This is a genomic window from Spongiactinospora sp. 9N601 (genome assembly GCF_044326295.1).
In the GTDB taxonomy this organism is placed as follows: Bacteria; Actinomycetota; Actinomycetes; order Streptosporangiales; family Streptosporangiaceae; genus Spongiactinospora; species Spongiactinospora gelatinilytica.
Window position 1 is genome coordinate 96,308 of sequence record NZ_JBIRBB010000015.1, and the last position, 25,784, is coordinate 122,091.

Consider the following 25,784-nt stretch of genomic DNA (forward strand, 5'->3'; position numbering starts at 1 on the left):
ACTGCGGCGGACGGTGTCCCAGCGCATCACCGACCGGCCCGCCACCGACCTCTGCTAAGCGTGCTGAGCGCGGACGCCCTGGACCAGGGCGAGGGTGTCCTTGCGGGACATGGCGCGGCCCTTGGCGTACGCGGCCTCGTAGGCGGCGCGGCCGAGGCCGGCCGACAGCCGCTCGGTGAGCCGGGCCACGTCGAGGTTGAACAGGTCGGGCGCGCCGCGGATCTGCTCGCTCGCGCCCAGCAGCTCGGCGGCGCGGCGCGGGTCGCCGCCCGCGGCCGTTGCGGTGGCCACGAGCACCGCGACCTTGGCCACGACCGGCATGTCCTTGGCCGACATCGCGTACTCGAACGCCTTCCCGGCCTCCGCGAGGGCGGTACCGGGATCGCCGCGATCGACCGCGAGCTGGCCCATCGTGGTCCGCAGCAGCGCGTGGAACTGCGGCGGCACGAACGGGGCCTCGGTGAGCAGGCGGCGGCTTTCGGCGTAGGCGCGCTCGGCCGCCGTGAGGTCGCCGCCGTGCCGGTCCAGGTCGCCCAGGTTGAGCAGGGCGAAGGCGACGTTGTGCGAGGAGGTCTCGTCGTTGCCGGGGGCCACGATGGCCTCCAGTTCGGCGCGGGCGCGCTCGACGTCGCCCTGCCTGATCCGGGTGCTGGCCAGCCAGACCCGCTGGTGCCCAGCGTCCGCGTTGGGGACCAGTTCCCGGATCAGCGCGATGGCCTCCTCCAGCGCCGCGACGGCCTCGGGGAAGGCCCCGAAGACCGAGTGCGTCTCGGCCAGCGAGGTCAGCGTCATGCTGAGCGCCCAGCGCTCGCCGACCTCGCGCAGCGCCGCCACGGACGCGACGAGGTCGTCGCGGCTCTCGGCCATCCGGCCCTCGTTCTCCAGCAGCGCGGCGCGAAGCGACAGCAGGGAGCCGCGGACCCACGGGTCGGGGTGGGAGATCCGGGCCCCGACGGCCCGCAGGCCGAGTTCGGTGTCGTCGGTGAACAGCGCGAACAGCGGGCGCAGCAGGATGAGCATCGGGTCGTCGCCGGCCTCGTTCTCCGCCTCGTCGGCGATCTGCCGGAGGAGTTCGGTGGCCTCCCGCATGTCCTCGATGCCGCCGGAGAGGATCTGGCAGGCGAGATAGATCCCGGTGATGACCAGGCGGGCCCGCTTGGGCGATTCGCCGGGGACGGCGAGCGCCTGCCGGGCGCGCGCCACGGTCGCGGAGCCGTCGCCGCGGATCGTCCAGTACATGCCGAGGGCGGCGGCCAGCCGTACCGCGGTGGCGGCGTCGCCCGCCTCGGTGGCCCAGCGCAGTGCGGCGAGCATGTTGTCGTGCTCGGCGTCCAGCCTGGCCACCCAGGGACGCTGCGCGCCGCTGCGGACGTACGGCTCGGCGGTCTCGGCCAGGCGCAGGTAGTAGGCCGCGTGCGCGGCCCGCAGCCCGGCCAGCTCGCCGCGCTCCGCGAGCCGTTCCAGCCCGTACTCCCTGATCGTCTCCAGCATCCGGTAGCGCGGGCCCTCGGTGACCTGCACCAGCGACTTGTCCACCAGGGCCGACAGCAGGTCGAGCGTGCCGCCGACATGCTCGACGGCGTCGAGCGTGGCCCCGCCCGGGAAGACGGCCAGGCGCTCGGCCAGCGCGCGTTCGTCGTCGCCGAGCAGGTCCCAGCTCCAGGCGACCACCGCGTGCAGCGTCTGGTGCCGGGGCAGCGCGGTACGGCTGCCACCGCCGAGCAGCCGGAAGCGGTCGTCCAGGCGGGCGGCCACCTGCTCGGCGGTGAGCGAACGCATCCGCGCGGCGGCCAGCTCGATCGCCAGCGGCAGGCCGTCCAGCCTGCGGCAGATCTCCACGGCCACGGCGGTGTTGCGCTCGTCGAGCGCGAAGCCCGGTCGTACCGCGGCCACCCGGTCGGCGAACAGCCGTACGGCGGGACTGTGCCCGGCGGGCTCGCCCGGCGCGGGCAGCGGCAGCGGCGGGACCGGGCACAACGCCTCCCCGAGGATGCCCAGCGGCTCGCGGCCGGTGGCCAGCACGCGCAGCTTGGGGCAGTGCCCGAGTAGTTCCTCGGCGAGGTGGGCGGCGGCGTCGATCACGTGCTCGCAGTTGTCCAGCACGAGCGTGGTCTCGGCGGACGACAGCACCTCGAACAGCTTGCCCATGGTGTCGCGCGGGCCGCCGGACCTGCCCGCCTGGCCGGCGGGAAGGGACGTGGGGTTGCCCAGCGCGGCCAGCACGGCGGCGGGTACGTCGCCGCCGTCGGTCACGGAGGCCAGCTCCACCAGCCACGCGCCGCGCGGCAGGGCGGCGGCCACGGTGGTGGCCAGCCGGGTCTTGCCCGCCCCTCCGGGGCCCACCAGGGTCACCAGGCGGCTCTCCTTGAACTGCGCGGCGATCTGCTCGATCTCGGCGGTACGGCCGACGAAGCTGGTCAGCGGGGTGCGCAGGTTGCCGCGCCGGCGCTGGGGGGCGGGCGGCTCGGCGCGCAGGAGTGCGAGGTGGATCTCGCGCAGCTCGGGGCCGGGATCGACGCCCAGCTCCTCGGCCAGCTCGCGGCTGAACTCCGCGTAGCCGGCCAGCGCCTCGGCCCGCTGGCCGGTGGCGGAAAGGGCGCGCATCAGCAGGCCGCGGACCCGCTCGCGGCGGGGATGGCGGGCGGCCAGCTCGCGCAGGCCGGCCACGGCGGTGGCGACCTCTCCTGCGGCGATCTTCGCCGCGTAGTGGTCTTCGGTGGCGGTGAGCCTGGCCTCTTCCAGGCGGGCGGCGGCGGCCGTGGCGAAGGGGGCGTCGGCGACGTCGGCCAGCGCCTGGCCGCGCCAGAGCGCCAGGGCCCGGCCCAGTACGCGCGTCGCGGTGTGCGGGTCGCCCGCGTCGAGCGCGCGTCGCCCGTCGGCGGCCAGCCGCTCGAACCGGTGCGCGTCGATCGCCTCACGCGGTACGTCGAGCCGGTAACCGCCGGGCACGGACTCCACCCCGTGCGGCTGCCCGAGCGCCCGCCGCAGCCGCGACACCAGGGTGTGCAGCGCATTGGCCGGATCGACCGGGGAGGCGGCACCCCACAGCGCCGAGGCCAGCGCATCTGTGGCGACCATCCGTCCGGGATCGAGCGCCAGCCGCACCAGCAACGTACGCAGCCGCGCCCCACCCAGCTCCACCCCCCTGCCATCCGCCCCGACCACCGCCAACGGCCCCAACACCCCGACCCACGGCCCATCGCCCGGGTCTGTGGGGTGGTCGGGCAGGTGTTTCCGAGGGGGCGGGGAGGGCGCCTGGTGGTCGGTAGGAGGTAGGCCGGTGCGTCGGCCGGGCGGGGCGGCGGTGGTGCTCGTGTCTGTGGGGCGGTCGGGCCGAGGGTCTCGGGAGGTGGTGGGGTCGCTCTGGTCGTGGGCGGGGGGTGCGGCCGTGGGGCGGCCGGGCGCGCGGCGGTCTGCGAGGGCCGCCCGGTGCTGGGTGGCGCTCGCGTCCCTGGGGCGGCCCGGCACGCCCATGCTCACCGCGTGACCGTGCCGCTCAGCCGCTCTTACGCCGGAACGAACGACGCTGGGAAGCCGGGCCGTGCGCCCCGCCGATCTTGGAGCGGCCCCGGTTGCCGTTCTTGGCGTTGGCGTCGGCCTGCGCGTTGCGCTTGCGCTCCAGCGCCTCGCGGAACTTGCGCTTCAACTCGTCGTCAGAAGTGGCGTCGGAGGCGGTGGGCTCCGCCTCCTCGGCTGCGGTGGCATCGGTCTCCTGTCCCTCGGGTTCCTGCTGCGTGGGAGCCATGAAGACCTCCTGATCTCGGGCGGTGTTTGCCTTCTCATTCTGGCACCACCGGACCGCGAGGTGACCGAACCGGTGGCTCGCAGAACATGTCATGACAAATGACACTCCGCGCTTTACCCCGGTCCCGACCGCCCGCCCACCACGAGCACGGCGGCCTCCGGGAGTCGGCGATCTCGGACGGCGCCCGGTGCCCGCCGGGCACGTTCCGCGGTCTCCGGCGCCTCGGCGCGGTCCGGCCCGCGCCAAGGGCCGTCCGTCCAGTGCGCCGGTACCTGGCCGACACTTCTGTGACCGCGTGACATAGCCGAAGAATTGCGAAATAGGCCCCCCGTACGGCTTTGTCGCGGCAAATAGTGTGCCTGGATAAAAGGTGGAACAACGGGCATATGCGGAAATGGTGGGCCAGGCAAATCCGGCGCAAAGAAATGCCTTTACAGAGAGTAATTGATCAAGCACGATTGGGGGGCTGCTAGCGAAAAGCCGATGAAAGGGTGCGCATGACAATTCGATTCAGCCGTAGCGGCGTCGCCCTGGCCGTCACCGCCCTGGCCCTGTCCGGCGCTGCGGCGTTCGGGCCGGGCCCCGCCGCGGCGCGGGCGGAGTCGCCCGCGGCGGCGGCGACCGGAGTCTCCAACGCCGAGCCGACCAGCGGGCGGATCGACGATTTCTGGACCGCCGAGCGCATCGCGGCGGCCCCGCCCGCCGACGCCCCCGGCCCCGGGGCCGCCGGCCGCGACGCCCAGGACCAGGTGGAGAACACCCTGGCCCCGGTCTCCGCGCCGGGCACCCCGCCGACCGGGCAGAAGACCGCCCCCGAAACCACCCCCAAGGCCCCCGAGACCGAGACCGAGACCGCGCCCGAGACCGAGACCGAGACCGCGCCCGAGACCGAGACCGCGACGGCCCCCGAGGCCGCACCGGAGACCGCCCCCGAGGTCCCCGAAACCGAGACGGAGGCCGCGCCCGAGACGGAGGCCGCGCCCGAGACGGAGGCCGCGCCCGAGGCCGCACCGGAGACCGCGCCCGAGGCCCCCGAGACCGAGACCGCGCCCGAGACCGCGACGGCCCCCGAAACCGCATCGGAGACCGCCCCCGAGGCCCCCGAGACCGCGACGGAGGCCGCGCCCGAGACCGAGGCCGCGCCGGAGGTCGCCTCTGACGCGGCGTCCTCGGCCGCCCTCGCCGGGCCGCGTGCCGAGCGCTGGCACCGGCAGGGCACCATGCCGGCCACCAGCATCGGCAAGCTCTACTTCGTACGCCCGGACGGCGCGACCGGCTACTGCTCGGGCAGCGTCATCGCGAGCGCCAACCGCAACACGGTCTGGACCGCCGGCCACTGCATTCACCAGGGCGGCGGCGGAACGGCGAATTACTTCCACGATGTCATTTTCATCCCCGACGCGGACAATGGACTTGAGCCGCACGGCCGGTGGGTGTGGCGTTACATGACCACCACCAACGGCTGGGCGGACAGCGCCAATTTCTCCTACGACCTCGCCGCCGTCGCATTCAGCCCGCAGCCGACCAACGGCAACCTTTCCGACTATGTCGGCTCGCAGGGCTACAAGTTCGGATTCGGGCAGGAATTCCAGAATGTCCACGCGTTCGGCTACCCGCAGGACGGCTACCAGCGCACCGACTTCACCGGTAACGACCTCTGGTACTGCGTCGGCAACACCAACCGGGTGAGCGACACCGACGACCGCATGCGGATGGAGTGCGACATGTTCCACGGCTCCAGCGGCGGGCCCTGGCTGGAAGACCTCCAGCTCTCCCGGGGCTGGGGCTACATCGTCGGCATCAACAGCCACCGCTACGTCGACGGCAACGGTAACCCGATCGACATCTACATGTACTCGCCCAACCACGGAGACGCCGCGACCAACGTCCACAACGCCGTGTCCAACGCCTGACCTCCACCCCCTGCCCACCCCACGGAGTGGGCGCAGGCCCGGCGACCGCCCTGCTCGGGAGGCGGTCGCCGGGCCTGATGGGCCGCCTGGGCGTACCACGGCGGCCCCGGGTGGGGCCCTCAGCCCTCCTTGGAGGTCGTGGCGCCGGGCGGATCCGTGGCCGTCTCGTGCTGCTCGTTCAGGCGAGGGCCGCGGTCGCCGCCGTCGCCGTCGTTCTCCTCAGGCAGGGGGAGGGGAATCGGGTGGCAGGGAGTGACCGGGCCGGTGATGATTTCGAGGGCGGTGGAGACCGGGGCCTTGTCCGGGCCGTCGGCGGAGACGGTGAGCACCAGCGTGTCGCCCTTCGCGATCCGCCCCCGTTCGATCGTGAAACCGAGTGATCCGTCGGCGCTCATGGACAGGCCGGTGGTCAGCTTTCCCGAGTGCCGGGCGGCCTGCCCCCTCGGCCCCCGGCAGGTCTGCCCGGAGGGCAGGTAGTCCACCACCGCCGTGATGCCCTCCCGCCCCAGGGCCGCCTCCAGTCCCTCCGCGTCGCGGAAGTCGTCGATCCGCACCCCGACGTTCCCGTCCGGCCCCGTGGTCACCGCGAAGGCGGCCCCGCCGATCCCCCCGCCGATGGTCACCGTCGCCGCGGCCACCGCCGCGACCCCGGCCGCCGCGGCGGCCAGGCCGTACCCGCGCCGCCACCGCGGGCCGCGGGTGACCGGTGTCCGTACGGCCATCGTGTCCTCCTCGGACCTGCTGATCATGTCCTGCTTCAGCGCACTGAGCAGGCGCTCCTCGAAGTTGCTCATACCTCTCCCTCGACTCCCTCCACGTACGCGACCGGTGGCGAAGCGACGGCCGCCAGCGCCCGGCGGGCCCGGTGCAGGCGGACCCGCGCCGTGACCCGTTTGACGCCCAGGGCCTCGGCGGCCTCCGACACCGTGAGCTGGTCGATCACCACGAGTTCCAGCACGGCCCGTTCGCCTTCCGGAAGGTCGCGCATGGCCTCCCAGGCCCGCCGGGTACCGCGTTCGGCGTCTATCCGGTCCTCCATCCGGCCGACGTCGTCGTCGTCCATCAGCCGCCGCCCGGCGACCCTGCCGGTCACCCGGCTCTCGATGGCCGTGCGCCGGTGCTCGGCGGACACCACGTTGCGCGCCACGCCGTACAGCCAGGCGATCTCACTGCCCCGCCCGGGGCGGTACCCGTGCGCGGCGTCCAGGGCCGCCAGGAAGATGTCCGCGGTGAGGTCGGCGGCGAGATGCGGGTCGCTGACCCGCCGTACGACGAACCGCATGACCGCGTCCACGTGACGGCGGTAGAAGTCCTCAAAGACCGCGGGGTCCTGATGGAGGCGCACCGGCCTCGCTCCCTTCGTCGTCCGCCCTTACATCCCTACTTGGGGCGAACGCCGAAATGCGTTTCCGGCCATGATGGTTCCCGGCAATGATGGGAGCATGATCTGGACTGCGCCTCCCATCACCCGCGACAAGATGCCCGTGACCGGTGACGAACGCACGCTGCTGGAAGGCTGGCTGGAGTTTCACCGGCAGACGCTGCTGGCCAAGTGCGCCGGGCTCACCTTCGCCCAGCTCACCGAGCGGGCGGCCCCACCGTCGGGGCTGACGCTGCTCGGCCTGGTGCGGCACATGGCCGAGGTGGAGCGCTCGTGGTTTCGCCACAGGTTCGCCGGGGAGGACGTCGAGTCGCTGTACTGCGCCGATCCGGACAACCCGGACGGCGACTTCGACGACGTGGACACCGCCGACCCCGAGGCGGACTTCGCCACCCTCCAGCGGGAGGTCGAACTCGCCCGCGCGGCGGCGGCCGGCCGCTCCCTGGACGAGACCTTCTACCACACCCACCGGCAGGTGGAGATGACCCTGCGCTGGGTGTATCTGCACATGATCGAGGAGTACGCCCGCCACAACGGGCACGCCGACCTGCTACGCGAGCGCCTGGACGGCGTCACCGGCATCTGACGGCACAAGGCCGGTTGCCCGACCGGCACGAGGTCAGTTGCCGACGGCGTCGCGCATGCGCTCGTCGGTCCAGTAGTCGGCGACCTTGGCGGGGTCGCCCTGGTTGTGGACCCCTTCGGCCGCGTCGCCCGAGCCGCGGGTCAGCGCCACCGCCGCAGCGGCGGCCCCCACGACGGCCAGCACCACGATGGCCGTCACGGTGAGTGTTCTCCTGTTCACGAAATCCATACTACGCCGCCCCCTGCCCCCGGACCAGCGCCTGCGGCAAAACCGCCACCCCCTCCGCCCCACTGCCGGAAATACAGTGCGGACTCCCCCTTCCCCCCTGCCTACTGTTGGTTTTCACGCAGGTCAGCCCCGTTGGGCCTGGCGAGGAGGATGAATGGACGCGAAGGACCCCGCGCTGCGCGCCGAGCTGGAGCGCCGGCTCGCGACGCTCGCGCGTGACGAGACCGGCGACCCGGCCCACGAACGGCTGTCCGCCACGAACCTCTGGCTGCTGCTGGCGATCGTCGCCGTGCTCACGCTGGCCGGCTGGGTGATGGCCGGATGACGACCGATCGATCCGGCAAGATCAATGAGGACGTCTCCCGGGAGGCCACCTTCGGCTCCCTGCCGGTGCTGCGCAGCGAGCGCGTCTGGAACTTCACCGACTTCACCTGGGTGAACATCGGCCTGGCCATCGCCACCTGGGCGTTCCTGGTCGGCGGGTCCACAGCGGCGCTGGTCGGGTTCCAGAAGGGCCTGGCCGCCATGATCATCGGTAACGCGATCAGTGTCGCCGTGATGCTGCTGGCCAGCGTCGTGTCCAGCCAGCGCTATGGCGTCGAGCAGTACACGATCCTGCGCAGCGTGTTCGGCGTCGGCGGGGTCGCGGTGCTCGCGTTCACCGTGGTCCTGTTCACCGAGATGGGCTGGTCGGCGCTGCTCGGGGTGATGTTCGGCCGGGCCGCCACCCAGGTGTCCAACCAGGTGCTCGGTACCGCCATCGGCCCGAACGCGCTGCTGGTCACCCTGCTCGCGCTGGTGGCCATCGCCGCCGCCTGGGCGATCCTGGCCAAGGGGCCGCTGACCATGCGGTTCCTGAACCGCGTGGTGGCTCCCGGGCTGGCCGTGCTGACCGTCGGCATGATCGTGCTGCTGGTCGCCCGGACGTCCTGGGCCGAACTCCTGGCCGCCCCGCCGCTCGACCCCTTCCCGGACGAAACGCTCAACTTCGCCCTCGCCGTGGAGTTCAACCTGGGCGTCGGCCTGTCCTGGTGGCCGGTCATGGGCAGCCTGGCCCGCCTCACCGACCGCCCGCGCAGCGCGCTGTGGCCGGGGTACATCGGCCTGTTCGGGGCCACCATCGTGGCGCAGGTGGTCGGCATGGCCGCCGCGCTGACCCTCGGCGACTCCGACCCGACCGTGTGGATGATCCCGCTCGGCGGTCCGTGGCTGGGCGTGCTGGCGCTGGTGTTCATCGCGTTCGCCAACCTGACCAGCCTCACCTCGATCGTCTACTCGACCTGCCTGGCGCTGCGCCAGGCCGGCGGCAACCTGGCCGCCCGCATCCGGTGGGAGTGGCTGACCGGCGCGTTCTTCCTGCTGCCCGCGATCGTCAGCTTCTGGCCGAGCCTGCTGTACGACGGGTTCCTGGTGTTCGTGACCTGGAGCGGGGCGTTCCTGGCCGCGATCTGCGGCACGGTCATCGCCGACTACTTTCTGCTCCGCGGCCAGCGACTCGACCTGCGCGGGCTGTACGAGCCGGGCCCGGCCAGCCCGTACCACTTCACCGGCGGCTTCAACCTCGCCGGCCTGGCCTCCACCGCGCTCGGCGCCGTCACCTACGTCACCCTCTACAACCCGCAGACGCTGGCCACCCAGCCCGCGTTCAACGTGCTGACCGCGTCCATCCCCGCGATCGTCGTGTCGGGGGCGGTCCACCTGGCCCTGTCCCACGTGCTCAACAGGAGCGGCCACGCCGTACGCCCGGCGGCCGTGCGCACGACAGCCGAGGAGTCCTGATGCCCCGTACCGCGATGGCCGCCGTCCACGACGGCGACGGCGGTGTCCTGAAAATCCGCGAGGTGACCGTGGCCGACCCCGGCCCCGGGGAGGTCCTGGTACGGCTGGGCGCGTCCGGCGTGTGCGGCTCGGACCGGCACGTGATCGACGGCGAGTGGACGCTGCCCACGCCCACCGTGCTCGGCCACGAGGGCGCGGGCGTCGTCGAGGCGGTCGGCGCCGGGGTGACCGACGTGGCCCCCGGCGACAACGTGATCCTTTCCTGGTGCTACCCGTGCCGCCGCTGCCGGGCCTGCGCGGCGGGCAAGGCGTGGGCCTGCACCGGCACCCGTTCCGGCGAGTGCCTGCTGCCGGACGGCACCACCCGGCTCAGCGACGAGAACGGCGTGGTCTACCCCTACCTGGCGGTGGGCACGATGAGCGAGTACACGGTGGTGCCGGAGTCGGCCGCGGTACGCGTGCCCGCCGAGGTCCCCTTCGACGTGGCCAGCCTGATCGGCTGCTCGATCGCCACCGGGGTGGGCGCGGTCGTCAACAACGCGCGCGTGCCCGCGGGCGCGTCGGCCGCGGTCGTCGGCTGCGGCGGCGTCGGGCTGGCCGTCGTGATGGGCCTGACCCTGGCCGGGGCCTACCCGATCATCGCCGTGGACACGGCGGAGGAGAAGCTGGCCGCGGCCCGCTCGTTCGGCGCGACCCACACCGTGCGGGCCGACAAGGAGCCGGTGGCCACCGTGGTCGAGGAGATCACCGGCGGCGGGGCCGACTACGCCTTCGAGGTGATCGGCAGGGTCGAGACGATCGAGACGCTGCCGTCGCTGCTCGCCCCGGGCGGCGTCGGCGTGCTGGTCGGGCTGCCCCCCGAGGGCGCGCGGGCCGGGATCGACGTGCTGGAGCTGGCCGAGGCGGGCAAGACCCTGATCGGGTCCAACTACGGCGGCGCGGTCCCCAGCCTGGACTTCCCCAGGCTGGCCGGTCTCTACCTGGCCGGCCGGCTGCCGCTGGACTCGCTCATCTCCCACCGCATCCGGCTGGACGAGGTCAACGACGCCTTCGACGCGATGCGGGCGGGCACCCGCACGCGCAGCGTCATCGTGTTCGAGTAGAAAGCGGAGGCTACCGGTGAGGGTCACCGTCGGCGCGGTCCAGCTCGATTCGGCGCACGGTGACGTCGCCGCCAACCTCGCGGCGATCGAGGAGCTGGCCGCCGCCGCCGCGCGGGACGGCGCGCGGGTGGTCGTGACGCCCGAGATGGCGCTGACCGGCTACCTGTGGCCGGGCGACGAGGCGGTGCGCGGGTACGCCGAGCCGGTGGACGGGCCTTCGGTACGTCGGCTCGCCACCGGGCTCTGCCGCACGACGGGCGTGTACCTGCTGCTCGGCATGCCCGAACTGGACCCCCACCACGGCACGCTGCACAACTCCTGCGTGCTGATCGGCCCGGATGGGCCGGTCGGCTCCTACCGCAAGGCCCAGCCGTTCGTGGCCGACCCGCGCTGGGCGGTGGACGGGCACCTGCCGCCGCCGCTGTGGGACACGCCCGCGGGCCGGATCGCCCCGCTGATCTGCGCCGACGTGGACCACCCCGAGTCGGTCCGGTACGCGGCGCTGCGCGGCGCGCAGTGGCTCGCGCTGCTCACCGCCTGGGTGGACGAGCCCGCGCCGAGCGCCACCTGGCGGCTGCGGGCCTGGGAGAACGGCCTGCCGGTGGTCGCGGCCGATCGCGCCGGCACCGAGTCCATCGACGGCGGCGAGGTCCGGTTCAGCGGCGGAACGTGCGTGCTGGACCACACCGGGGCGGTCCTCGCCGCGCTGGACGACGGCCCCGGTCATGTCACCGCCACCCTGGACCTGCCGGCCGCCGCCGAGGCCCGGCGGGCCCGGCTGGCCGCCCGCCGTCCCGCCGAGTACCGTCCGCTGGCGCTGTCCACCACCTGGCCGCGTGAGACGGCCGATGGCCCGGAATCGGTGACCGTGGCCGTGTTGTCCGGGGACGAACTGCCCGCCCCGCCGCCCGGCGTCGAGCTGGCGGTACTGCCCGCGTTCCATCTGACCGGCGGAAACCCCGCACCGGAGCGGTCGGACGAGGCGCTGCGGACGCTCACGGGCTGGTGCGCCGTGCACGGCTGCGACGCGGTGACCGCGCTGGCCGTACCCGGGCCGGACGGCCGGCCCCGGTACGCGGTCACCCTGCTCACCCCGGACGGCGAGGCCGCCCGCCACGAGGCCACCCACCTGGGCCCGCACGCCGCGTGGGCCGTGCCGGGGGAGGCCGCGAGCAGGCCGATCGCCCGCCCATGGGGCCGCCTCGGTCTGCTCGCGGGCGAGGAACTGGTGGCCTTCGAGCCGTCCAGGGCGCTCGCCGTGCTCGGCGCGGACGTACTCGCCGCGCCCGCCGCCGCGCTGGACTGGCCGCACCCCGCCCCCTTCGCCGGGACGCGGGTGCCGCTCGAACCGGCCGCGCTGCGCCGTCCCGACCCCTGGTTCGCGCACCCGGCGCGGCTGCGCGCGGGCGACTCGCACGTGTGGATCGCCCTTGCCGGAACCGGTCGCGTGCCCGGCGGCGTCTTCGCTCCCGACCACGTTGCCGTGCCCCGGGAAGAGGCTCTGACCAGCGAGATAGGCTGGACAGTGCGGCGGTGCCAGGTGCGGGGGGCGCGGGGCACGGGGGCCGTGTGCGCGGCCAAGCCGCAGCTCGCGCGCCGCCGTACCGACCTGTTCGGCAGGGAGATGCTGCACGGCCCGGGGGACTGAGCCCGGCAGGGCCCGGCGGGGGACGGAGAGGCCATGGCGGTGACGATCCGGCGGCTCGTCGCCGACGCACGGCTCGGGCTGCGAGTGGTGTTCGGGCACGAAGGGCTCGACCAGCCGGTGCGCTGGGTCGTGGTCTCCGAGCTGCCCGACCCCGCCCCCTGGCTGGACGGCGCGGAGCTGCTGCTGACCAGCGGCATGTGGCTGCGCGAAGAGGGCGACTCGCGCCAGGCGGCCGAGGCGTGGGCGGGCCGGCTGGTCGAGGCGGGGGCGCGGGCCGTGGGGTTCGGGCTGGACCCGTGGTTCGCGCAGATCCCCGCCGAGATCGTCAATGCCACCCGGCGGTGGCGGCTGACGCTCATCGAGGTGCCCGCCCGCACGCCGTTCGTGGCGATCGACCGGGCCGTCGCGGACCTGAACGCAGCCGAGGCCCGGCGCGAGGCCGAGCAGGGCAGGCGGGTGCAGCAGCGGCTGGCCGAGGCCGGCCGTTCTGGGCGGCAGGCGGTGGCCGAACGGCTGGCCAGGGAGCTGCACGGCTGGGCCGTACTACTGGACGCCGGCCACCAGGTCGCGCTGCGCGCCCCCGCCGACGCCGGTCCCGACGACGGCGTGCTCGCCGCCCTGGCCCGGCGCGGCGACCAGGCCGGACGGCACGCGCTGCACGAGGAGATCGACGGCGTGTCCGTCACCGCGGTCCCGCTCGGCATGGCCAGGGAACGCCGCGGCACGCTCTGCGTGGGCTCGCCCACCGTGGGGCACCGGCCGATGTGGAGCGCGGGCGTGATCGGCACCGCCGCCGCGCTGCTGACCGTCCTGGACCGCGGCGGCGAGCGCGAACTGCGCGGCGTGGTCGCCGAACTCCTCGCCGAGGGCGACCTCCGGTCCGCCGAACGGGTGGCGGGCATCGCGGACGTGCCGCTGCCCACGCGGTTCGTCGCGGTCGCGCTCACCGGGCAGGGCCACCGCCGCACGGCCACCCGGCTGGTCGCCGCCGGGGGTTGGCCCGCCGTGGAGCAGGCCGCCGAGTCGGTGGTGCTGGTCACTCCCGGATTCAGCGAGGAACGGCTGCTGGCCCTCCTGGAGGACGGCCGGGCCGGGCTGTCCACCGGCCGCGCCCCCGAGCAGGCCGTCACGGCGATCCGCGAGGCCCGCCAGGCCGCGCAGCTGACCGGCCCCGACCGGATGGTCGTCCGGTATGCCGACACCCCGGCCATGGAGCTGGACCGGCTGCTCGCCTCACCGGCGGCGGAACGGTTCGCCGAAGCCCTGCTCGCGCCGGTCACCGAGGCCCCCGACGGCGACGTGCTGATCGCCGCCGCCCGCCACTGGGTCGCCGCGAACCACCACTGGGACCCGGCCGCCACCGCCGCGGGCGTCCACCGCGAGACGCTGCGCGCCCGGCTGCGCCGGGTGGCCGCGCTCGCCGGCCTGGACCTCGACCAGCCCGCCGACCGGCTCGCGCTCGCCCTGGCCCTCACCGTCGGCCGCTTCCGCTGATGTTTCGCGGCCTTGATGGGGGAATGGGAGGCCATGGGAGGTGCGGATGCAGCGGCGGGAGGTCGTGGTCGACGGGGAACTGATGGTCGGATGGCGGGCGGGGTACGACGCCGGGATGCCGGTGGTGTGCGTACACGGGGCGGGGGTGTCCAGCAGGGAGCTTCGGCCGCTGGTCGCGGCGCTCGGCGGCGCGGTGCGCGCCTGGACGGTGGACCTGCCGGGGTTCGGGGAGAGCGGCAAGCCGTCCCGGCCGCTTGAGCTGGTCGGGCTGGCCGACGCGCTGGCGGGCTGGATGGCGGCCGAGCGGATCTCCGGCGCGTGCCTGGTGGGCTGTTCGTTCGGCTGCCAGCTCGCGGTGGACGTCGCGGTACGCCACCCCGAACTGGCCGGGGCGCTGGTGCTGGCCGGGCCGACGGTCGACGCGGCGGCGCGGTCCTGGCCGAAGCTGGTGTGGCGGTGGGCGCGCAACTCGGTGCGCGAGGACCCGCGGATGGCGCCACTGAACATCGCCGACTACCGGGACGCGGGCATGCGCCGGGTGCTTTCCAGCTTCGCCACGGCGATGCGCGACCGGATGGAGGACAAACTCCCGTACGTGGGCGTGCCCACGCTGGTGGTACGCGGGGAGTACGACCGGATGGTGCCCAGGGAATGGGCCGAGGAGGTCACCCGGCGGCTGCCACGCGGGCGGCTGGTGGTGCTGCCCGGCATGCCGCACATGATCCCGTTCAAGGACCCGGGGGCGCTGGTCCCGCTGATCGTCCAGATGGTGCGGGACGCCGCGCCGGTGGTGCGGCATGGCTAAGTACGTCGCGTCGTTCGACTCGGCCACCGGCATGCTCCGCGCCCTTTCCCGCTACCTGCGCGGGATGGACGTGCCGATGCTCGGCCAGCTTCCCGGGCCGGTGGAATCGCTGGCGTCCGGGCTGCTCGGGGCGGCCAACCGGCTGCCCCGGCGGATGGCAGAAAGCGCGTACGCCACGGCCGGCTGGACCGAGGCCAGCTCACCGGAACGGCTCGCCAAGCTGCGGGCCGGCGACCTCGCCGAATGGGTGGTGCGGCACTATCCGCCGCGGCGCTATCCGGTGATCTTCGTGGGCTCGGCGTCCGGGGCGCTGGTCCACCTGGCCGCCGCGCTCGGCGCGGCCTGGCTGCCGCAGACCCTCCTGCTGCCCGTGCGGCAGCGCGGAGTCCACCCCGACGCGCCCGCCGACGGCCTGCGCCACTGCCGCGCCGCCGGGGAGGCCATGCTGGACGCCAACCCCGACCTGCTGCTGCACCACATGCACGACGCCGCCCAGGACCGGCTGATGATCGCGGGAATGGCCTATTTCCGGGTCAAATGGCGGCGGCTGCCCGCCGCCTACCGGAAGTTCATCCGCGAGCGGCTGGCCCCCGGCGGCACGCTCGTCGTCTCCGACTGCGGCCTGCGCTGGCCGACCACCCGGATCACCGACCGGTACGTCTTCCAGCACGGCGCCCTCGGCGGCCTGTCGCCCGGCGAATATCGCGAGGGCGGCCAGAAGGTCGCCGACTACCTGGCCGAGCACGGCTCGCCGTACCGGCGCTGGGACGCCCCCGAACCGGACGGCGAGAGCCCGGAGGCCGAATGGGGTTTCGCCCCCGAACTGCTCGGCGACCTGCGCACGGCCGCGCCCCGGGTGGCCCGGCTCGGCTTCCCCGACCCCGAGGCGCTGAGCCCGGCCGTGGCCGACCTCTACCGGGCGTGGTACGAGCGGCGCGGGATCCCGGCGGCCCGGCTGCTCGCCGAGTCGTTCGTGCTGGTCGAGCCGTGGTGGACGCTGCGCACCGGCTCGGTGCCGTTCTGGATGACCTTCAACGCCGAGTCGTCGCGCCGGGCGCTGGCGGCCTACCTGGACGGCGGCGAGCCGTACGACGAGATCCGGCTGACGCTCTTCAGCCACGGCGTGCGCTCGCCGGGGGTGGCCCCGATCGCGGCGTGGCGGGAGGTGCTGGAGCGGGCCAGGAAGATCGGCGTGTTCGCCGGGGTGGACCCGCGGGCCTTCCCCCGGGATTTCGCGGTGCTGGCCCGCACCCACCGCGATCTGTCGCGGGTGCGGACGACCTACCCGATGCCGCTGCCGATGGCGCTCGGCGAGGCCGAGACCTGGCTCACCGGACGGCCCGACCTCCAGTGGGTCACACTGTGATCGCCGCCGGGAGCCGCTCCTGCGCCTCCCGGCGGGGGCGTGGCCACGCGGATCGCGTCGTCGGGGGTGCGCTCGCGCACGTCGTCGGCGCGGATGGTGATCACCGCGGGCGGGCCGCCCAGGTCGCCGTAGCGGGCGGTGACCGCCGGAACGATCGCGGCGCGCGCGGCGGCGGCCACCTCCCTGGCCGTGAGGCCGGGACCGGCGACGGAAAGGAAGCCGAGCAGGGCCGCGAACCGCAACTCCTCGGCCGCGGGCGGCGGGGCCCCTGGCGGGGCGGGACGCCCCAGCCAGAACACCCCGCCGTGCAGATGGCCCGGGAAGGTCGTGCCGCCGCCCGCGGGGAGCGCGCGCACCGCGCCGGCCAGCAGCTCGCCGAACTCCATCAGCTCGGCCTGTGCCGGCAGGTCGGTCGTGACCAGCAGCGGAACGATGTGCGCACTCAGCATCGGCAGCCTCCCGGGGCCTCCCTGTCCTACTGAAGGGTCATGCTAGACACGGCGACCGACATTTTCCCGCTGGTCGGCGCTCGGTTCCGCGTTCGCGCCGTACCGGCGCCGGATGAGCGTGTCGAGTGCCCAGGTACCGGGACCGAGTATGCAGATCAGCAGGAACGACCAGGAGTACATCGCGGCGAGTTCGCCGTGGTTCTCGAAGGGCACCAGCCCCTGTGGCTGGTGCACGGTGAAGTAGGCGTAGGCCATCGCGCCGGATGCCAGGAACGCGGCGACCCTGGTGAACAGGCCGAGGGCGATGAGCGAGCCGCAGCCCAGCTCCACCAGCGCCGACCAGAAGCCCGGCCACGCGCCGAACTCGACGGTCTCGCCGGTGCCACCGGCACCGCCGAACAGGCCGAACATCTTGGCCACGCCGTGTTGCAGGAACATCAGGCCGGCCACGATACGGAACAGCGAGAGCGTCGGCCCGCCGTACCGGTCGAGATTCATGAGATCACCTCGATGTTGCGGGGGGTTACAGAGACGGGTCGCGCCGCCCGCTACCAGACCCGGAAAGGGCACGCCTTGAAGGGGGGCAAGGCGGGCCGGATGACGTCTGTGATGACGACGCTTCTGCGGCCGGCGCGACCATTTTTCGGATTTTCTCGAAGGTGTGACTTTCAAACGCGAACCGCGTCCCGCGACGTCCGGCGTCCGGACCGACGCCGCGGGACGCGTGCTCAAGTGGTCCTCCGGCGGACCCTCAGCCGCCGGTCAGGGCGCCTTCAGCGCGTTGTCCAGCGCGGTGGTGAGATTGCCCGTGTCTCCGGACATCTCCCAGATCATCGCGCCGAGCAGGTTCTTCTTCTTCAGCCAGGCGACCTTCTGCTGGATCGACCAGGCGTCGTCGAACGACCACCACTGCCCGTTGTTGCCCGTGTAGCAGTAGGTGGCCACGGCCTGCGTGTCGTGCTTGATCGTGCAGTTCGGAACGCTCGACAGCAGGTTGCTGTACCCGCGGGTGCCGGCCTCCTCCGCGAACTGACCGGGCGCCGCGCCCTTGGCGTCCTGCCACTCGCCGGACTTGCCGCCGTCGGTGACGTTCTGCCAGCCGCGTCCGTAGTAGGCGAGGCCGATGGTCAGCTTGCGGGGGTTGATTCCGGCGTCCAGGTACGGCTGGACCGCGTTCTCGACGCTGAAGTGGAAGTTGTAGGGGTCATCGACGTCGGTGTACAGGTTGCCCTGGTGCCCGGTCCGGTTGGGCTCCCAGGAGTTGTCGCTGCCCGACCCGTGGAAGTCGTAACCCTGGATGTTGAAGATGTCCATGTACTTGGCCACCTTCGCCAGTTCCCAGCCGGCCTCGATCTTGGCGGGGTCGGCGGGGGTGAACGCGGTCAGCTCGTACCGCTTGCCGGTCGTCTTGGTCAGCTCGTCGAGCTGCTTGCGGAACTCGGCGATCAGCAGGGTGTTGTTGACCTTGTCGTCAGGGCTGATGTGGTTGCCCGGGTGGCCTTCGGCGCCCGGCCACTCCCAGTCGAGGTCGATGCCGTCGAAGATGCCGGCGGCGGTGCCCGGTCCGCCCGCGGCGTTGTACGTCGGCAGGTTGCCCTTGATGTAGACGTCGAGGCAGGAGGCGACGAACTTCTTACGCGCGGCGTCGGTCTTGGCCACGTCGGAGAAGTACTTGGAGTAGGTCCAGCCGCCGAGCGAGATCAGCACCTTCAGGTGCGGGTACTTCGCCTTGAGCTTCTTGAGCTGGTTGTAGTTGCCGCGCAGCTTCTCCCAGCCGGTGTCGCCGACGCCGTCCACGGACTGCGCGGCGCTGAACGGCCTGCTGTAGTCGGCCTCGGCGTCGCCCGCGCCGTCACCCTGGTTGGGGTCCTGCGGGTTGGACGAGGTGCCCTTGGTGACGCCGTGCAGACAGGTCAGGTTGACCGGGTCGATGTTGCCGAACGCGTAGTTGATGTGGGTGAGCTTGCGGGCGTTGCCGGTCGTGTCCAGGTTCTTCACGAAGTACTGCCGACCGTAGATGCCCCACTGGACGAAGTAGCCGACCCGGGCGTAGCCGCCGGCGACGAGGTCGTCGGTGCTCGCCTTGACCGGGGTGCTCGCCGGGGACAGGTTGTCGTACAGGTCACGGGCCCGGACGGTGAAGGTGTACTCGGTGGACGGCGACAGCCCGTCAACGGTCGCGGTGGTGCCGGTCACCGTGGTCTTGAGTTCGTCGCCCACATAGACGTGGTAGTTGGCGACGCCCTTGTTGTCGGTGGAGGCGTTCCAGGCCAGCGAGACCGTGGAGGAGGTCTTGCCGGTGGCGCGTACGTTGGTCGGGGTGGTCGGCGGGTCGGGGTCCTCGGCCGGGTCGTTGGTCTTGACCGACAGCGCGTTGCTGGCCGGGGAGAGGGTGCCCTTGCGGTCGACCGTCTTCACCGTGAAGGAGTACTCGGTGTTGGGGGTCAGGTCGGTGACGGTCGCCGAGGTGCCCGTGACCGTGGTCTTGAGCGTGCTGCCCGCGTAGATGTTGTAGCCGGTGATGGGCAGGCTGCCCGGCGTGGCCGCGTCCCAGGCCAGGGAGACGGTCTTGGTGGTCTTGACCGGGGAGCGCAGGTTGCCCGGTGCGCCCGGCGCGGTGTCCGCCGACCCGTCGCAGCGCACATCGTTGACCCGGCAGTTGGCGGGCTCGGCGGACGCGGAGCTCAGGGTGAACGTCGGGCTGTAGGGGTCCGTGGTCCGCCGCGCGCCCACGTTGGTGTTGTAGTGCGCGGGGGTCAGCGTGACCTGGCGGCCGTTCTGGCTGAGCGTGGCGTGGTCGGCGTTGCTCGCGGTCACGCCGGCGGGGAGATCGAAGGTGACCGTCCAGCCGTTCAGCGTGGCGTCCGTGTTGTTGCTGATCACGTACGTGCCGCGGCTCCCGCTCTTGGAGAACTCGGCCATGACCGGGGACGGATCCGGTGGGTCCTCACCGCTGCCGTCGCAGTTCGCGCCGTTGATCGAGCACGAGGTGGGTTGCACGGCGGAGCTGAGGGTGAAGGTGGGGCTGTACGGCTCGGTACTGCCGTTCGCACGCACCGTGTTGATGTAGTGGAGGGGGGTGAGCTTCACCCGTGTACCGTTTTGGGAGATCGTGGCATTCTGGGGGTTGCTCGCGGTCACCCCGGACGGCAAGTCGAAGTAGATCGACCAACCGGTCACAGCGGTGGAATTGGGGTTGCTCACCACGAACTTGCCCTGGTTGCCGGTCAGTGTGAAGGCGGCGGTCAATCGGGCGGCGGCGTTGACAGGAGCGGCCATTGCGGTCGCCACGATGAGAACCAGCAGCACAGCGGCATATCGGCGCATGCGGCGGACCCTTTCTTAAAAGAAAGTTTCCTAACAATTAAGCCGGATCGTAACCCCCTGTCCTGACGGCGGCAAGGCCCAATCACTCTGTGCGTTCGAGGCATCGGACTGCTACTTGCGATATGTCGCGAGTGCTGGAATACTCTGACCAGAGTATTACGAAGGTATACAAAATGCCCTCAGCAGTGCTGCAACACCGCTGAGGGCACGCAGGTCCGCGTGGAGGCGTGACCCGAGCCTCGCTACAAGGCCATTCCCAGGCTAGCGGGCGCGACCTCCACTTCACCCACCGTGGAGGTTTCCGATGAGTTCCATTCGCGTGCCCGTTCTCGTGGTCGGCGCCGGCTATGCCGGGCTCAGCGCCGCCGCGCTGCTCGCCTGGCGCGGCGTCGCGGTCACCCTCGTCGAGCGGCACCAGAGCACGTCGATCCAGCCCAAGGCGTTCGGCGTCAACTGGCGGGCGCTCGAACTCCTGCGCTTGGTCCCCGGCCTTGAGCGCGAGCTGAGCGAGATCTCCGAGGGCATCGGCGACGGCATGCGCATCGCCATCGCGGCCAGCCTCTCCGACCCCGACCCCAAGATGATCGTCGAGGACTCCGACGACGACTTCTCCTTCCTCCGTCAGGTCACCCCCGTCCCCGACATCGGCGCCCCGCAGGCGCGGGTCGAGCGGGTGCTGCGGGGCAAGGCCGAGGAGTTCGGCGCCGACCTGCGGTTCTCCACCGAGCTGACCTCCCTCGTACAGGACGCGGACGGCGTCACCGCGACGATCCGCGACCTCACCACCGGCGCGGAGACCACGGTCAGGGCCGACTACGTCATCGCCGCCGACGGGCATCGCGGCCCGCTCAGGTCGATGCTCGGCATCCCGGTCACCGGCAAGGGCGAACTCGGCCACACCTGCGCCATCATGTTCGACGCCGACCTCACCGGCCTGGTACGCGAGCGCCAGGTCACCTTGTGGTACCTGCAGAACGACGTCTTCACCGGGGCCATCGTCACCGGCACCGGGGTCGGCTCCCACGTCCTCGCGGTCAACTTCGACCCCGCCGCGGGCGAGAGTGAGGCCGACTTCACCACCGAGCGGGCCCACGAGCTGATCGAGGTGGCCCTCGGCGTGCCCGGGATCGAGATAAAGGTGCTCGACCGGAACAGCTTCGCGATCGCGCACACGCTGGCCGCCCGCTACCAGGAGGGCCGGGTCTTCCTGGCCGGCGACGCCGCGCACACCATGCCGCCCACCGGCGGCCAGGGCGGCAGCACCGCCCTCCAGGACGGCGCGGACATCGCCTGGCGGCTCTGGCTGGTGCTCTCCGGCCAGGCGGGCCCCGGCTTCCTGGACTCCTACGACGCCGAGCGCCGCCCGATCGGCGCGATCACCGCCGACTCCCAGCTCGCCAACCTCGCGGTGCGGATGCCCCCGGCCGCCCGCGCCGAGTACCCCGAGCCGGTCTCCGACCCGTTCGCGGTCATCATCGGGCAGCGCTACCACTCCGGCGCGGTGCTGGCCGAGCCGGGCGAGGACGGCTCGCTGCTGGAGCCGCCGATGCTGCCGACCGCGCGGCCCGGCAGCCGCGCCCCGCACATCACGCTGACCAGGGACGGGCGGGAGATCTCGGTGATCGACCTGTTCGGGCACGGGTTCGTGCTGCTGGCGGGGCCGCGGGGGCAGGCGTGGGCGGGCGCGGCGGGCGCGGTCGCCGGGCGGCTCGGCGTACGGCTCGCGCCGTACGTGGTGGGCGGGCCCGCGCTGGGCGACCCGGGCGACGCCTGGGCGGCGAGGTATGGCGTGGCCGAGACCGGCGCGGTGCTGGTCCGCCCCGACGGCCACATCGCCTGGCGCGCCCGCGAGGCCGCCGCCGACCCCGCCCGCACCCTGGAAGACGTGCTGCGGACGGTGCTCGACCGGCCCATCCGGTAATTCACAGTTCCCGTTCGATCCACTCACCGCCGCCGGACGAATCAGCCATGGCACGTCCGTCAGGGGGAGTGGACAAAAGTGACACGGGGGAGTGTTGCGGTCGTGGGCCCGCCGACGACCGTTCCGATAGCCATGCTGTCGCCGGGAGACTCGCCGCGCCTGGCCGGCGAGGATCCCGGCCACGCGCTGCTGCTCGCCGAGTCGAGCACCAGGCTGCCGCCGATCATCGTGCACCGGCCGACGATGCGGGTGATCGACGGGATGCACCGGCTGCGCGCGGCGATCATGTGCGGCGCGGACACCATCGAGGCGCGGTTCTACGACGGCGACGCGGACGCGGCCTTCCTGCTCGGGGTCCGCGAGAACATCACCCACGGGCTGCCGCTCTCGGGGCCCGACCGCGAGGCGGCGGCGATCCGGGTGATGGGGGTTCATCCGGAATGGTCGGACCGGGCCATCGCCGCGGCGACCGGGCTTTCGGCCAAGACGGTCGCCGCGATCCGGCGGCGTACCGGCGGCGACGCCGCCCATCGGCGGGCCCGCGTCGGCCGTGACGGCCGGGTGCGGCCGATCGACGGCGGCGAGGGACGGCTGCGGGCCTCACAGATCATCCAGTCCGAGCCGGAGGTGTCGCTGCGCGAGGTGGCCCGGCGGGCGGGCATCTCGGTGGCCACCGCGCGCGACGTACGCGAACGCCTCCGCCAGGGGCGGCACCCGCTGCCACCCCGGCAGCGCCGCACCAGGGCCGCCCCGGCGGGCCGTACCGCCCGTCCCGTGCCCGTCGTCTGGCCCGAGGTACGCGACAAGCTGGGCAGGGACCCGGCGCTGAAGTACAGCGAGTCGGGGCGTCACCTGCTGCGCTGGCTGGACACCCACGCACTGGCCGCGGGCGAATGGGAGGCCCTGCTCAGAGCGGTGCCCAGCCACTGGACCGGCGACCTGGCCCACCTGTGCAAGCTCTTCGCCCGCCGCTGGCTGGACTTCGCCAACGCCCTCGAAGCAACCGGCCCCAACCCCCCACCCGGCCACTAACGCCGCGCTGCCGGGGCGTCGGCGTGTCGTTCGGGTCAGGCGAGCCAGCGGCCGTTCTCCATGAGGGTGCGGTCGGGGATCTCGCCGCGGTGCCGCCAGGCGAGCACGCGCTGCGGGGTGAGGCGCAGGTAGACGCAGCCGGGGACCCTGGCGGGGTCGAGTGGGAGGCCGGGCGGCGGCGTGAAGTCCTCAGGCAGGTCGCCCGGGGACAGCACCTCCACCGGGCCGTCCACCAGGATGACGTCGGCCGGGGTGCCGAACGCGGCCCGCGCCCGCGGGTTGTCCCGTAGGTTGCGGGCGGTCCGGTGCCGCTCGTGGGTGGCCATCACCACGTGGCTGCCGTCCCAGGCGCAGCCGAGCGGCACCATGTGGGCGCCGGAGGGCCCGCTGGTGGCCAGCCAGAGCTGGACGTCGCGGGCCAGCGTGCCGAGCACGTCGGACTTGCGCTGCGCGAGGTCGCGGACGGGGGCCGGAGCGGCTCCGGTCACGGGCATCTGCACTCCTTTTTCTTTGTCGCCGGTTCTGCTCGCCGCCCGGCGGTCAGATGGCGGATACCGCGGCAGCGGCGTTTCCGATGAGGGCGAGAACCGCGAATACCGTCCGCACGTGATTCCATTTTTCCCATTCGCCGCGTGGATCCACCCAATCGATGGGAATGGCGGCGGGATCAAGTGCTTTGACCCGGTGGTTGATGGGCACGTTGCGCGTCTGTGAGACGACCCCCGAGGCGATCAGCGCGACGGCGGACGAAGCGAACAACACACGGGGCACCAGGTCGGCGGAGAGCACCGCGAGCGCCGCGTCGCAGATGACGGCGGTGATCACGATGATCGGCATCAGCGGGTCGTAGGCTCGGTCGAACGACTTGTGGAAGGCGATGTAGCGGTCGGGGGCCAGCGCCCGCATCGCGGGCCAGACCCCGATGGCATGACTGAAGAGCACACCTGCCACGAGCCCGTTTCCGACGATTACCGTGGCGGTGAGAATTCGGGCGAGCAGCATGTCCGTCCTTTCGCCGGTCCCGGCGGCAGTCTGCCGCTGTCGGCTTGAGCCGAACTAGAGCGCCACTGGTGTGACCGCGAAATCCGAATTCGAGCGCCGTTCGAGGTGCGCACGAGGGCGCCCGACCAGGCTTGAGCTCGTCAGGCGAGCGAAAAGGAGCAGGATGACCGAGTTGCTGCTGCCGGTGGCGCTGTTCACCAACGGGATCGCGGCCGGCGTACTGGTCGGGACGATGCTCGGAGTGGTCCCGTTCTACCGGACGCTGGGCGCGCCCGAGTACGTGCGGGCGCACGCCTTCAGCTCCACCCGTTATGACCCGTTCCAGCCCATCTGCCTGGTGACCACGCTCGTCATCGACACGATCCTGGCGGCCACGGTGGACGCGTTCGCCGCACGGGCACTGTGCGCCGCCGCCGCCGTCACCACGCTCGGCGTTGTGATCATCTCAGTGAGCAGGAACGTCCCGATGAACCGCTGGATCGTCCGCCAGGACCCCGACGCGATGCCCGCCGACTGGGACTTCGAGTCCTTCCGGGCGAACTGGGCCCGCTGGAACGGCATCCGCGCCACGGTGGCGATCCTGGCCTTTGTCTTCAACATCTCGGCCGCCGTCGCCTTGCTGGCGCTCGGCTTGTGAAGGGAGGTCCGGCATGGCGGAGACGACCGCCTTCCGGGTGATGCTACGGATGCAGATCTTTCCCGGCAAGGAGAAGGAGTTCGAGAAGGTGTGGTACGCCGGGTCCGATGTGATCGGCCGGCAGGCGGGCAACCTCGGGCAGTGGCTGATGCGCGGCGAGGACGAGGAGGAGGGCGTCTACTACATCATGAGCGACTGGGTGGACGAAACGGCCTTCCGTGCGTTCGAGGGCACCGACGAGCACATCGAGCACCGCACCCAACTGCACCCGTACCGCTCGAAGGGCTCGATGGCCACCATGAACATCGTCTACGCCCTCGGCGGCCCCGCCACTACCTCCTGACCACGACCTCCTGACCACGACCTCCTGACCACGACCTCCTGACCACGACCTCCTGACCACGACCTCCTCCTGACGCGGCCGGGTCAGCCGGCCGCCAGGACCACTCGCTGCAGCTCGCGCATCTCGCCGCTGGGCTCCAGGCCCAGTTCCCGGTGCAGGATGCGGCGCAGGCGCTGGTAGACCTCCAGCGCCTCGTGCCGCCGCCCGGCCCGGGACAGGGTCTCCATGAGCTTGAGGTGGAACCACTCGTCCAGCTCGTAGACGGTGGTCAGCTCCTTCAGCTCGCCGATCAGCTCCTGGTGCTGCCCCGAGCGCATCCGGGCCTCGATCTTGAGCTTGATCGCGTGTACCCGCAGCTCCTCCAGCCGGGTGCGGTAGATCGCCAGCCGGGGGCCGGTGACCACGTCGGCCAGGGCCGGGCCGTGCCACAGCGCCAGCGCGCCGCCCAGCGTCGCCGCCGCCCGCTCCGCGTCGCCCGCCCGCAGCAGCTCGCGCGCGCTCGCGACCTGCCGCTCGAACTCCACGGCGTCGAGCGAGCCCTCCGGGATGTCCAGCAGGTAGCCGCCGTGTTTGGTGACGAGCCTGGGCAGGCCCGCCGGGTCCGCCGCCCGCACGAACTGTTTTCGCAACTGATAGATATAGGTCTGCAAGGTCGTGCGTGCGCTGGGCGGCGGATGGCCCTCCCACAGCTCCTCGGTGAGCACGTCGGTCGGGATCACCTCGCCCGCCGCCGACAGCAGCAGCGCGAGCACGCTGCGCTGCTTGGGGGCGTTGGGGGTGACCCGCCGCCGGTCGTCGTGGACCTCCAGAGTGCCGAGCACCTGAAAACGCATGCGCCCTCCCCGATCGCCGACGGTCGTGTGTCCCACTGATGTTCTAGCCGTCGGCCCTGACGCCTCACTGTCGTCTCCCTTTCTCCAGCTCGGCCTTTTGTGCTCGGCGGCCCGTTCCAAGCCCGCTCAAGTGCGCTTCGAGAGCCACCGCGCAGACTTCTGAGCAGAGCGCTCATGCGCTCGCGGCCCTCG

The 25,784-nt window shown here is 72.5% G+C and carries 24 protein-coding genes; 13 read left to right on the plus strand and 11 right to left on the minus strand.

The features are described from left to right. Nucleotides 1-54: 54 nt before the first annotated feature. Both ACH34R_RS31875 and ACH34R_RS31880 read right to left on the minus strand, forming a co-directional pair. Nucleotides 55-3,141 (minus strand): BTAD domain-containing putative transcriptional regulator, encoded by a 3,087-nt coding sequence (locus tag ACH34R_RS31875; RefSeq protein WP_397565268.1) that lies wholly within the window; start codon nt 3,139-3,141, stop codon nt 55-57. Nucleotides 3,142-3,496: 355 nt separating this feature from the next. Beyond that, complete coding sequence (locus tag ACH34R_RS31880) at nt 3,497-3,745, minus strand: DUF5302 domain-containing protein (RefSeq protein WP_397565269.1); 249 nt, start codon at nt 3,743-3,745, stop codon at nt 3,497-3,499. Between the two features lie 497 nt (nt 3,746-4,242). Between ACH34R_RS31880 and ACH34R_RS31885 the strand changes: the two genes are divergently transcribed. After that, complete coding sequence (locus ACH34R_RS31885; protein WP_397565270.1) at nt 4,243-5,658, plus strand: trypsin-like serine peptidase; 1,416 nt, start codon at nt 4,243-4,245, stop codon at nt 5,656-5,658. A 119-nt stretch (nt 5,659-5,777) separates the two neighbouring features. Here ACH34R_RS31885 and ACH34R_RS31890 read toward each other — a convergent pair whose 3' ends face one another. Both ACH34R_RS31890 and ACH34R_RS31895 read right to left on the minus strand, forming a co-directional pair. Then, on the minus strand, nt 5,778-6,452 hold the full coding sequence (locus ACH34R_RS31890) for a hypothetical protein (RefSeq protein WP_397565271.1): 675 nt from the start codon (nt 6,450-6,452) through the stop codon (nt 5,778-5,780). Beyond that, the gene (locus ACH34R_RS31895) at nt 6,449-7,003 is read right to left on the minus strand and encodes an RNA polymerase sigma factor (RefSeq protein ID WP_111172143.1); all 555 of its coding nucleotides are present in this window, start codon (nt 7,001-7,003) and stop codon (nt 6,449-6,451) included. The genes ACH34R_RS31890 and ACH34R_RS31895 overlap by 4 nt, the downstream gene beginning before the upstream one ends. A 97-nt stretch (nt 7,004-7,100) precedes the next feature. Here ACH34R_RS31895 and ACH34R_RS31900 point away from each other — a divergent pair, with 97 nt between their 5' ends. Then, the gene (locus ACH34R_RS31900) at nt 7,101-7,625 is read left to right on the plus strand and encodes a DinB family protein (protein ID WP_397565272.1); all 525 of its coding nucleotides are present in this window, start codon (nt 7,101-7,103) and stop codon (nt 7,623-7,625) included. 33 nt (nt 7,626-7,658) lie between these two features. On the opposite strand, the gene ACH34R_RS31905 is transcribed toward ACH34R_RS31900, so the two are convergent. Beyond that, nucleotides 7,659-7,844 carry a hypothetical protein gene (locus ACH34R_RS31905; protein ID WP_199537545.1) on the minus strand — a complete coding sequence of 62 codons (186 nt, stop codon included), beginning with the start codon at nt 7,842-7,844 and terminating at the stop codon, nt 7,659-7,661. Nucleotides 7,845-8,007: 163 nt separating this feature from the next. On the opposite strand from ACH34R_RS31905, the gene ACH34R_RS31910 reads away from it, so the two are divergent. From ACH34R_RS31910 to ACH34R_RS31940, 7 genes are read left to right on the plus strand one after another with little or no spacing between them, the layout of a single operon-like run. Continuing rightward, complete coding sequence (locus ACH34R_RS31910; protein ID WP_397565273.1) at nt 8,008-8,178, plus strand: hypothetical protein; 171 nt, start codon at nt 8,008-8,010, stop codon at nt 8,176-8,178. Continuing rightward, nucleotides 8,175-9,632 (plus strand): purine-cytosine permease family protein, encoded by a 1,458-nt coding sequence (locus ACH34R_RS31915; RefSeq protein ID WP_397565274.1) that lies wholly within the window; start codon nt 8,175-8,177, stop codon nt 9,630-9,632. The genes ACH34R_RS31910 and ACH34R_RS31915 overlap by 4 nt, the downstream gene beginning before the upstream one ends. Next, entirely contained in the window at nt 9,632-10,735 is a 1,104-nt protein-coding gene (locus ACH34R_RS31920; protein ID WP_397565275.1) for an alcohol dehydrogenase catalytic domain-containing protein, read from the plus strand. Before ACH34R_RS31915 ends, ACH34R_RS31920 begins: the two co-directional genes overlap by 1 nt. A 16-nt stretch (nt 10,736-10,751) precedes the next feature. Next, complete coding sequence (locus ACH34R_RS31925) at nt 10,752-12,383, plus strand: nitrilase-related carbon-nitrogen hydrolase (RefSeq protein ID WP_397565276.1); 1,632 nt, start codon at nt 10,752-10,754, stop codon at nt 12,381-12,383. A 33-nt stretch (nt 12,384-12,416) separates the two neighbouring features. Then, on the plus strand, nt 12,417-13,877 hold the full coding sequence (locus ACH34R_RS31930; RefSeq protein WP_397565277.1) for a PucR family transcriptional regulator ligand-binding domain-containing protein: 1,461 nt from the start codon (nt 12,417-12,419) through the stop codon (nt 13,875-13,877). A gap of 46 nt (nt 13,878-13,923) precedes the next feature. After that, entirely contained in the window at nt 13,924-14,682 is a 759-nt protein-coding gene (locus ACH34R_RS31935) for an alpha/beta fold hydrolase (protein WP_397565278.1), read from the plus strand. Beyond that, nucleotides 14,675-16,048 carry a hypothetical protein gene (locus ACH34R_RS31940; protein WP_397565279.1) on the plus strand — a complete coding sequence of 458 codons (1,374 nt, stop codon included), beginning with the start codon at nt 14,675-14,677 and terminating at the stop codon, nt 16,046-16,048. The genes ACH34R_RS31935 and ACH34R_RS31940 overlap by 8 nt, the downstream gene beginning before the upstream one ends. On the opposite strand, the gene ACH34R_RS31945 is transcribed toward ACH34R_RS31940, so the two are convergent. From ACH34R_RS31945 to ACH34R_RS31955, 3 genes are all read right to left on the minus strand, one after another. Further along, complete coding sequence (locus ACH34R_RS31945) at nt 15,964-16,497, minus strand: hypothetical protein (protein ID WP_397565280.1); 534 nt, start codon at nt 16,495-16,497, stop codon at nt 15,964-15,966. The two genes, ACH34R_RS31940 and ACH34R_RS31945, sit on opposite strands and share 85 nt — an antisense overlap. A gap of 42 nt (nt 16,498-16,539) precedes the next feature. Continuing rightward, nucleotides 16,540-16,995 carry a DoxX family protein gene (locus tag ACH34R_RS31950; protein ID WP_397565281.1) on the minus strand — a complete coding sequence of 152 codons (456 nt, stop codon included), beginning with the start codon at nt 16,993-16,995 and terminating at the stop codon, nt 16,540-16,542. Between the two features lie 264 nt (nt 16,996-17,259). Next, nucleotides 17,260-19,824, minus strand: coding sequence for a glycosyl hydrolase family 18 protein (locus ACH34R_RS31955; protein ID WP_397565282.1), 2,565 nt, complete (start codon nt 19,822-19,824; stop codon nt 17,260-17,262). 304 nt (nt 19,825-20,128) lie between these two features. On the opposite strand from ACH34R_RS31955, the gene ACH34R_RS31960 reads away from it, so the two are divergent. After that, nucleotides 20,129-21,745 carry an FAD-dependent monooxygenase gene (locus tag ACH34R_RS31960; RefSeq protein WP_397565283.1) on the plus strand — a complete coding sequence of 539 codons (1,617 nt, stop codon included), beginning with the start codon at nt 20,129-20,131 and terminating at the stop codon, nt 21,743-21,745. A gap of 102 nt (nt 21,746-21,847) precedes the next feature. After that, nucleotides 21,848-22,777 (plus strand): ParB N-terminal domain-containing protein, encoded by a 930-nt coding sequence (locus ACH34R_RS31965; protein WP_397565284.1) that lies wholly within the window; start codon nt 21,848-21,850, stop codon nt 22,775-22,777. 35 nt (nt 22,778-22,812) lie between these two features. On the opposite strand, the gene ACH34R_RS31970 is transcribed toward ACH34R_RS31965, so the two are convergent. Both ACH34R_RS31970 and ACH34R_RS31975 read right to left on the minus strand, forming a co-directional pair. Continuing rightward, the gene (locus tag ACH34R_RS31970) at nt 22,813-23,271 is read right to left on the minus strand and encodes a pyridoxamine 5'-phosphate oxidase family protein (RefSeq protein WP_397565285.1); all 459 of its coding nucleotides are present in this window, start codon (nt 23,269-23,271) and stop codon (nt 22,813-22,815) included. Between the two features lie 46 nt (nt 23,272-23,317). Beyond that, on the minus strand, nt 23,318-23,779 hold the full coding sequence (locus ACH34R_RS31975) for an anthrone oxygenase family protein (protein ID WP_397565286.1): 462 nt from the start codon (nt 23,777-23,779) through the stop codon (nt 23,318-23,320). A 163-nt stretch (nt 23,780-23,942) separates the two neighbouring features. Here ACH34R_RS31975 and ACH34R_RS31980 point away from each other — a divergent pair, with 163 nt between their 5' ends. Continuing rightward, nucleotides 23,943-24,416, plus strand: coding sequence for an anthrone oxygenase family protein (locus ACH34R_RS31980; RefSeq protein WP_397565287.1), 474 nt, complete (start codon nt 23,943-23,945; stop codon nt 24,414-24,416). A 13-nt stretch (nt 24,417-24,429) separates the two neighbouring features. After that, on the plus strand, nt 24,430-24,759 hold the full coding sequence (locus ACH34R_RS31985) for an antibiotic biosynthesis monooxygenase (protein ID WP_111171576.1): 330 nt from the start codon (nt 24,430-24,432) through the stop codon (nt 24,757-24,759). Nucleotides 24,760-24,842: 83 nt separating this feature from the next. Here ACH34R_RS31985 and ACH34R_RS31990 read toward each other — a convergent pair whose 3' ends face one another. Further along, nucleotides 24,843-25,592 (minus strand): BTAD domain-containing putative transcriptional regulator, encoded by a 750-nt coding sequence (locus tag ACH34R_RS31990; RefSeq protein ID WP_397565288.1) that lies wholly within the window; start codon nt 25,590-25,592, stop codon nt 24,843-24,845. Nucleotides 25,593-25,784: the final 192 nt, after the last annotated feature.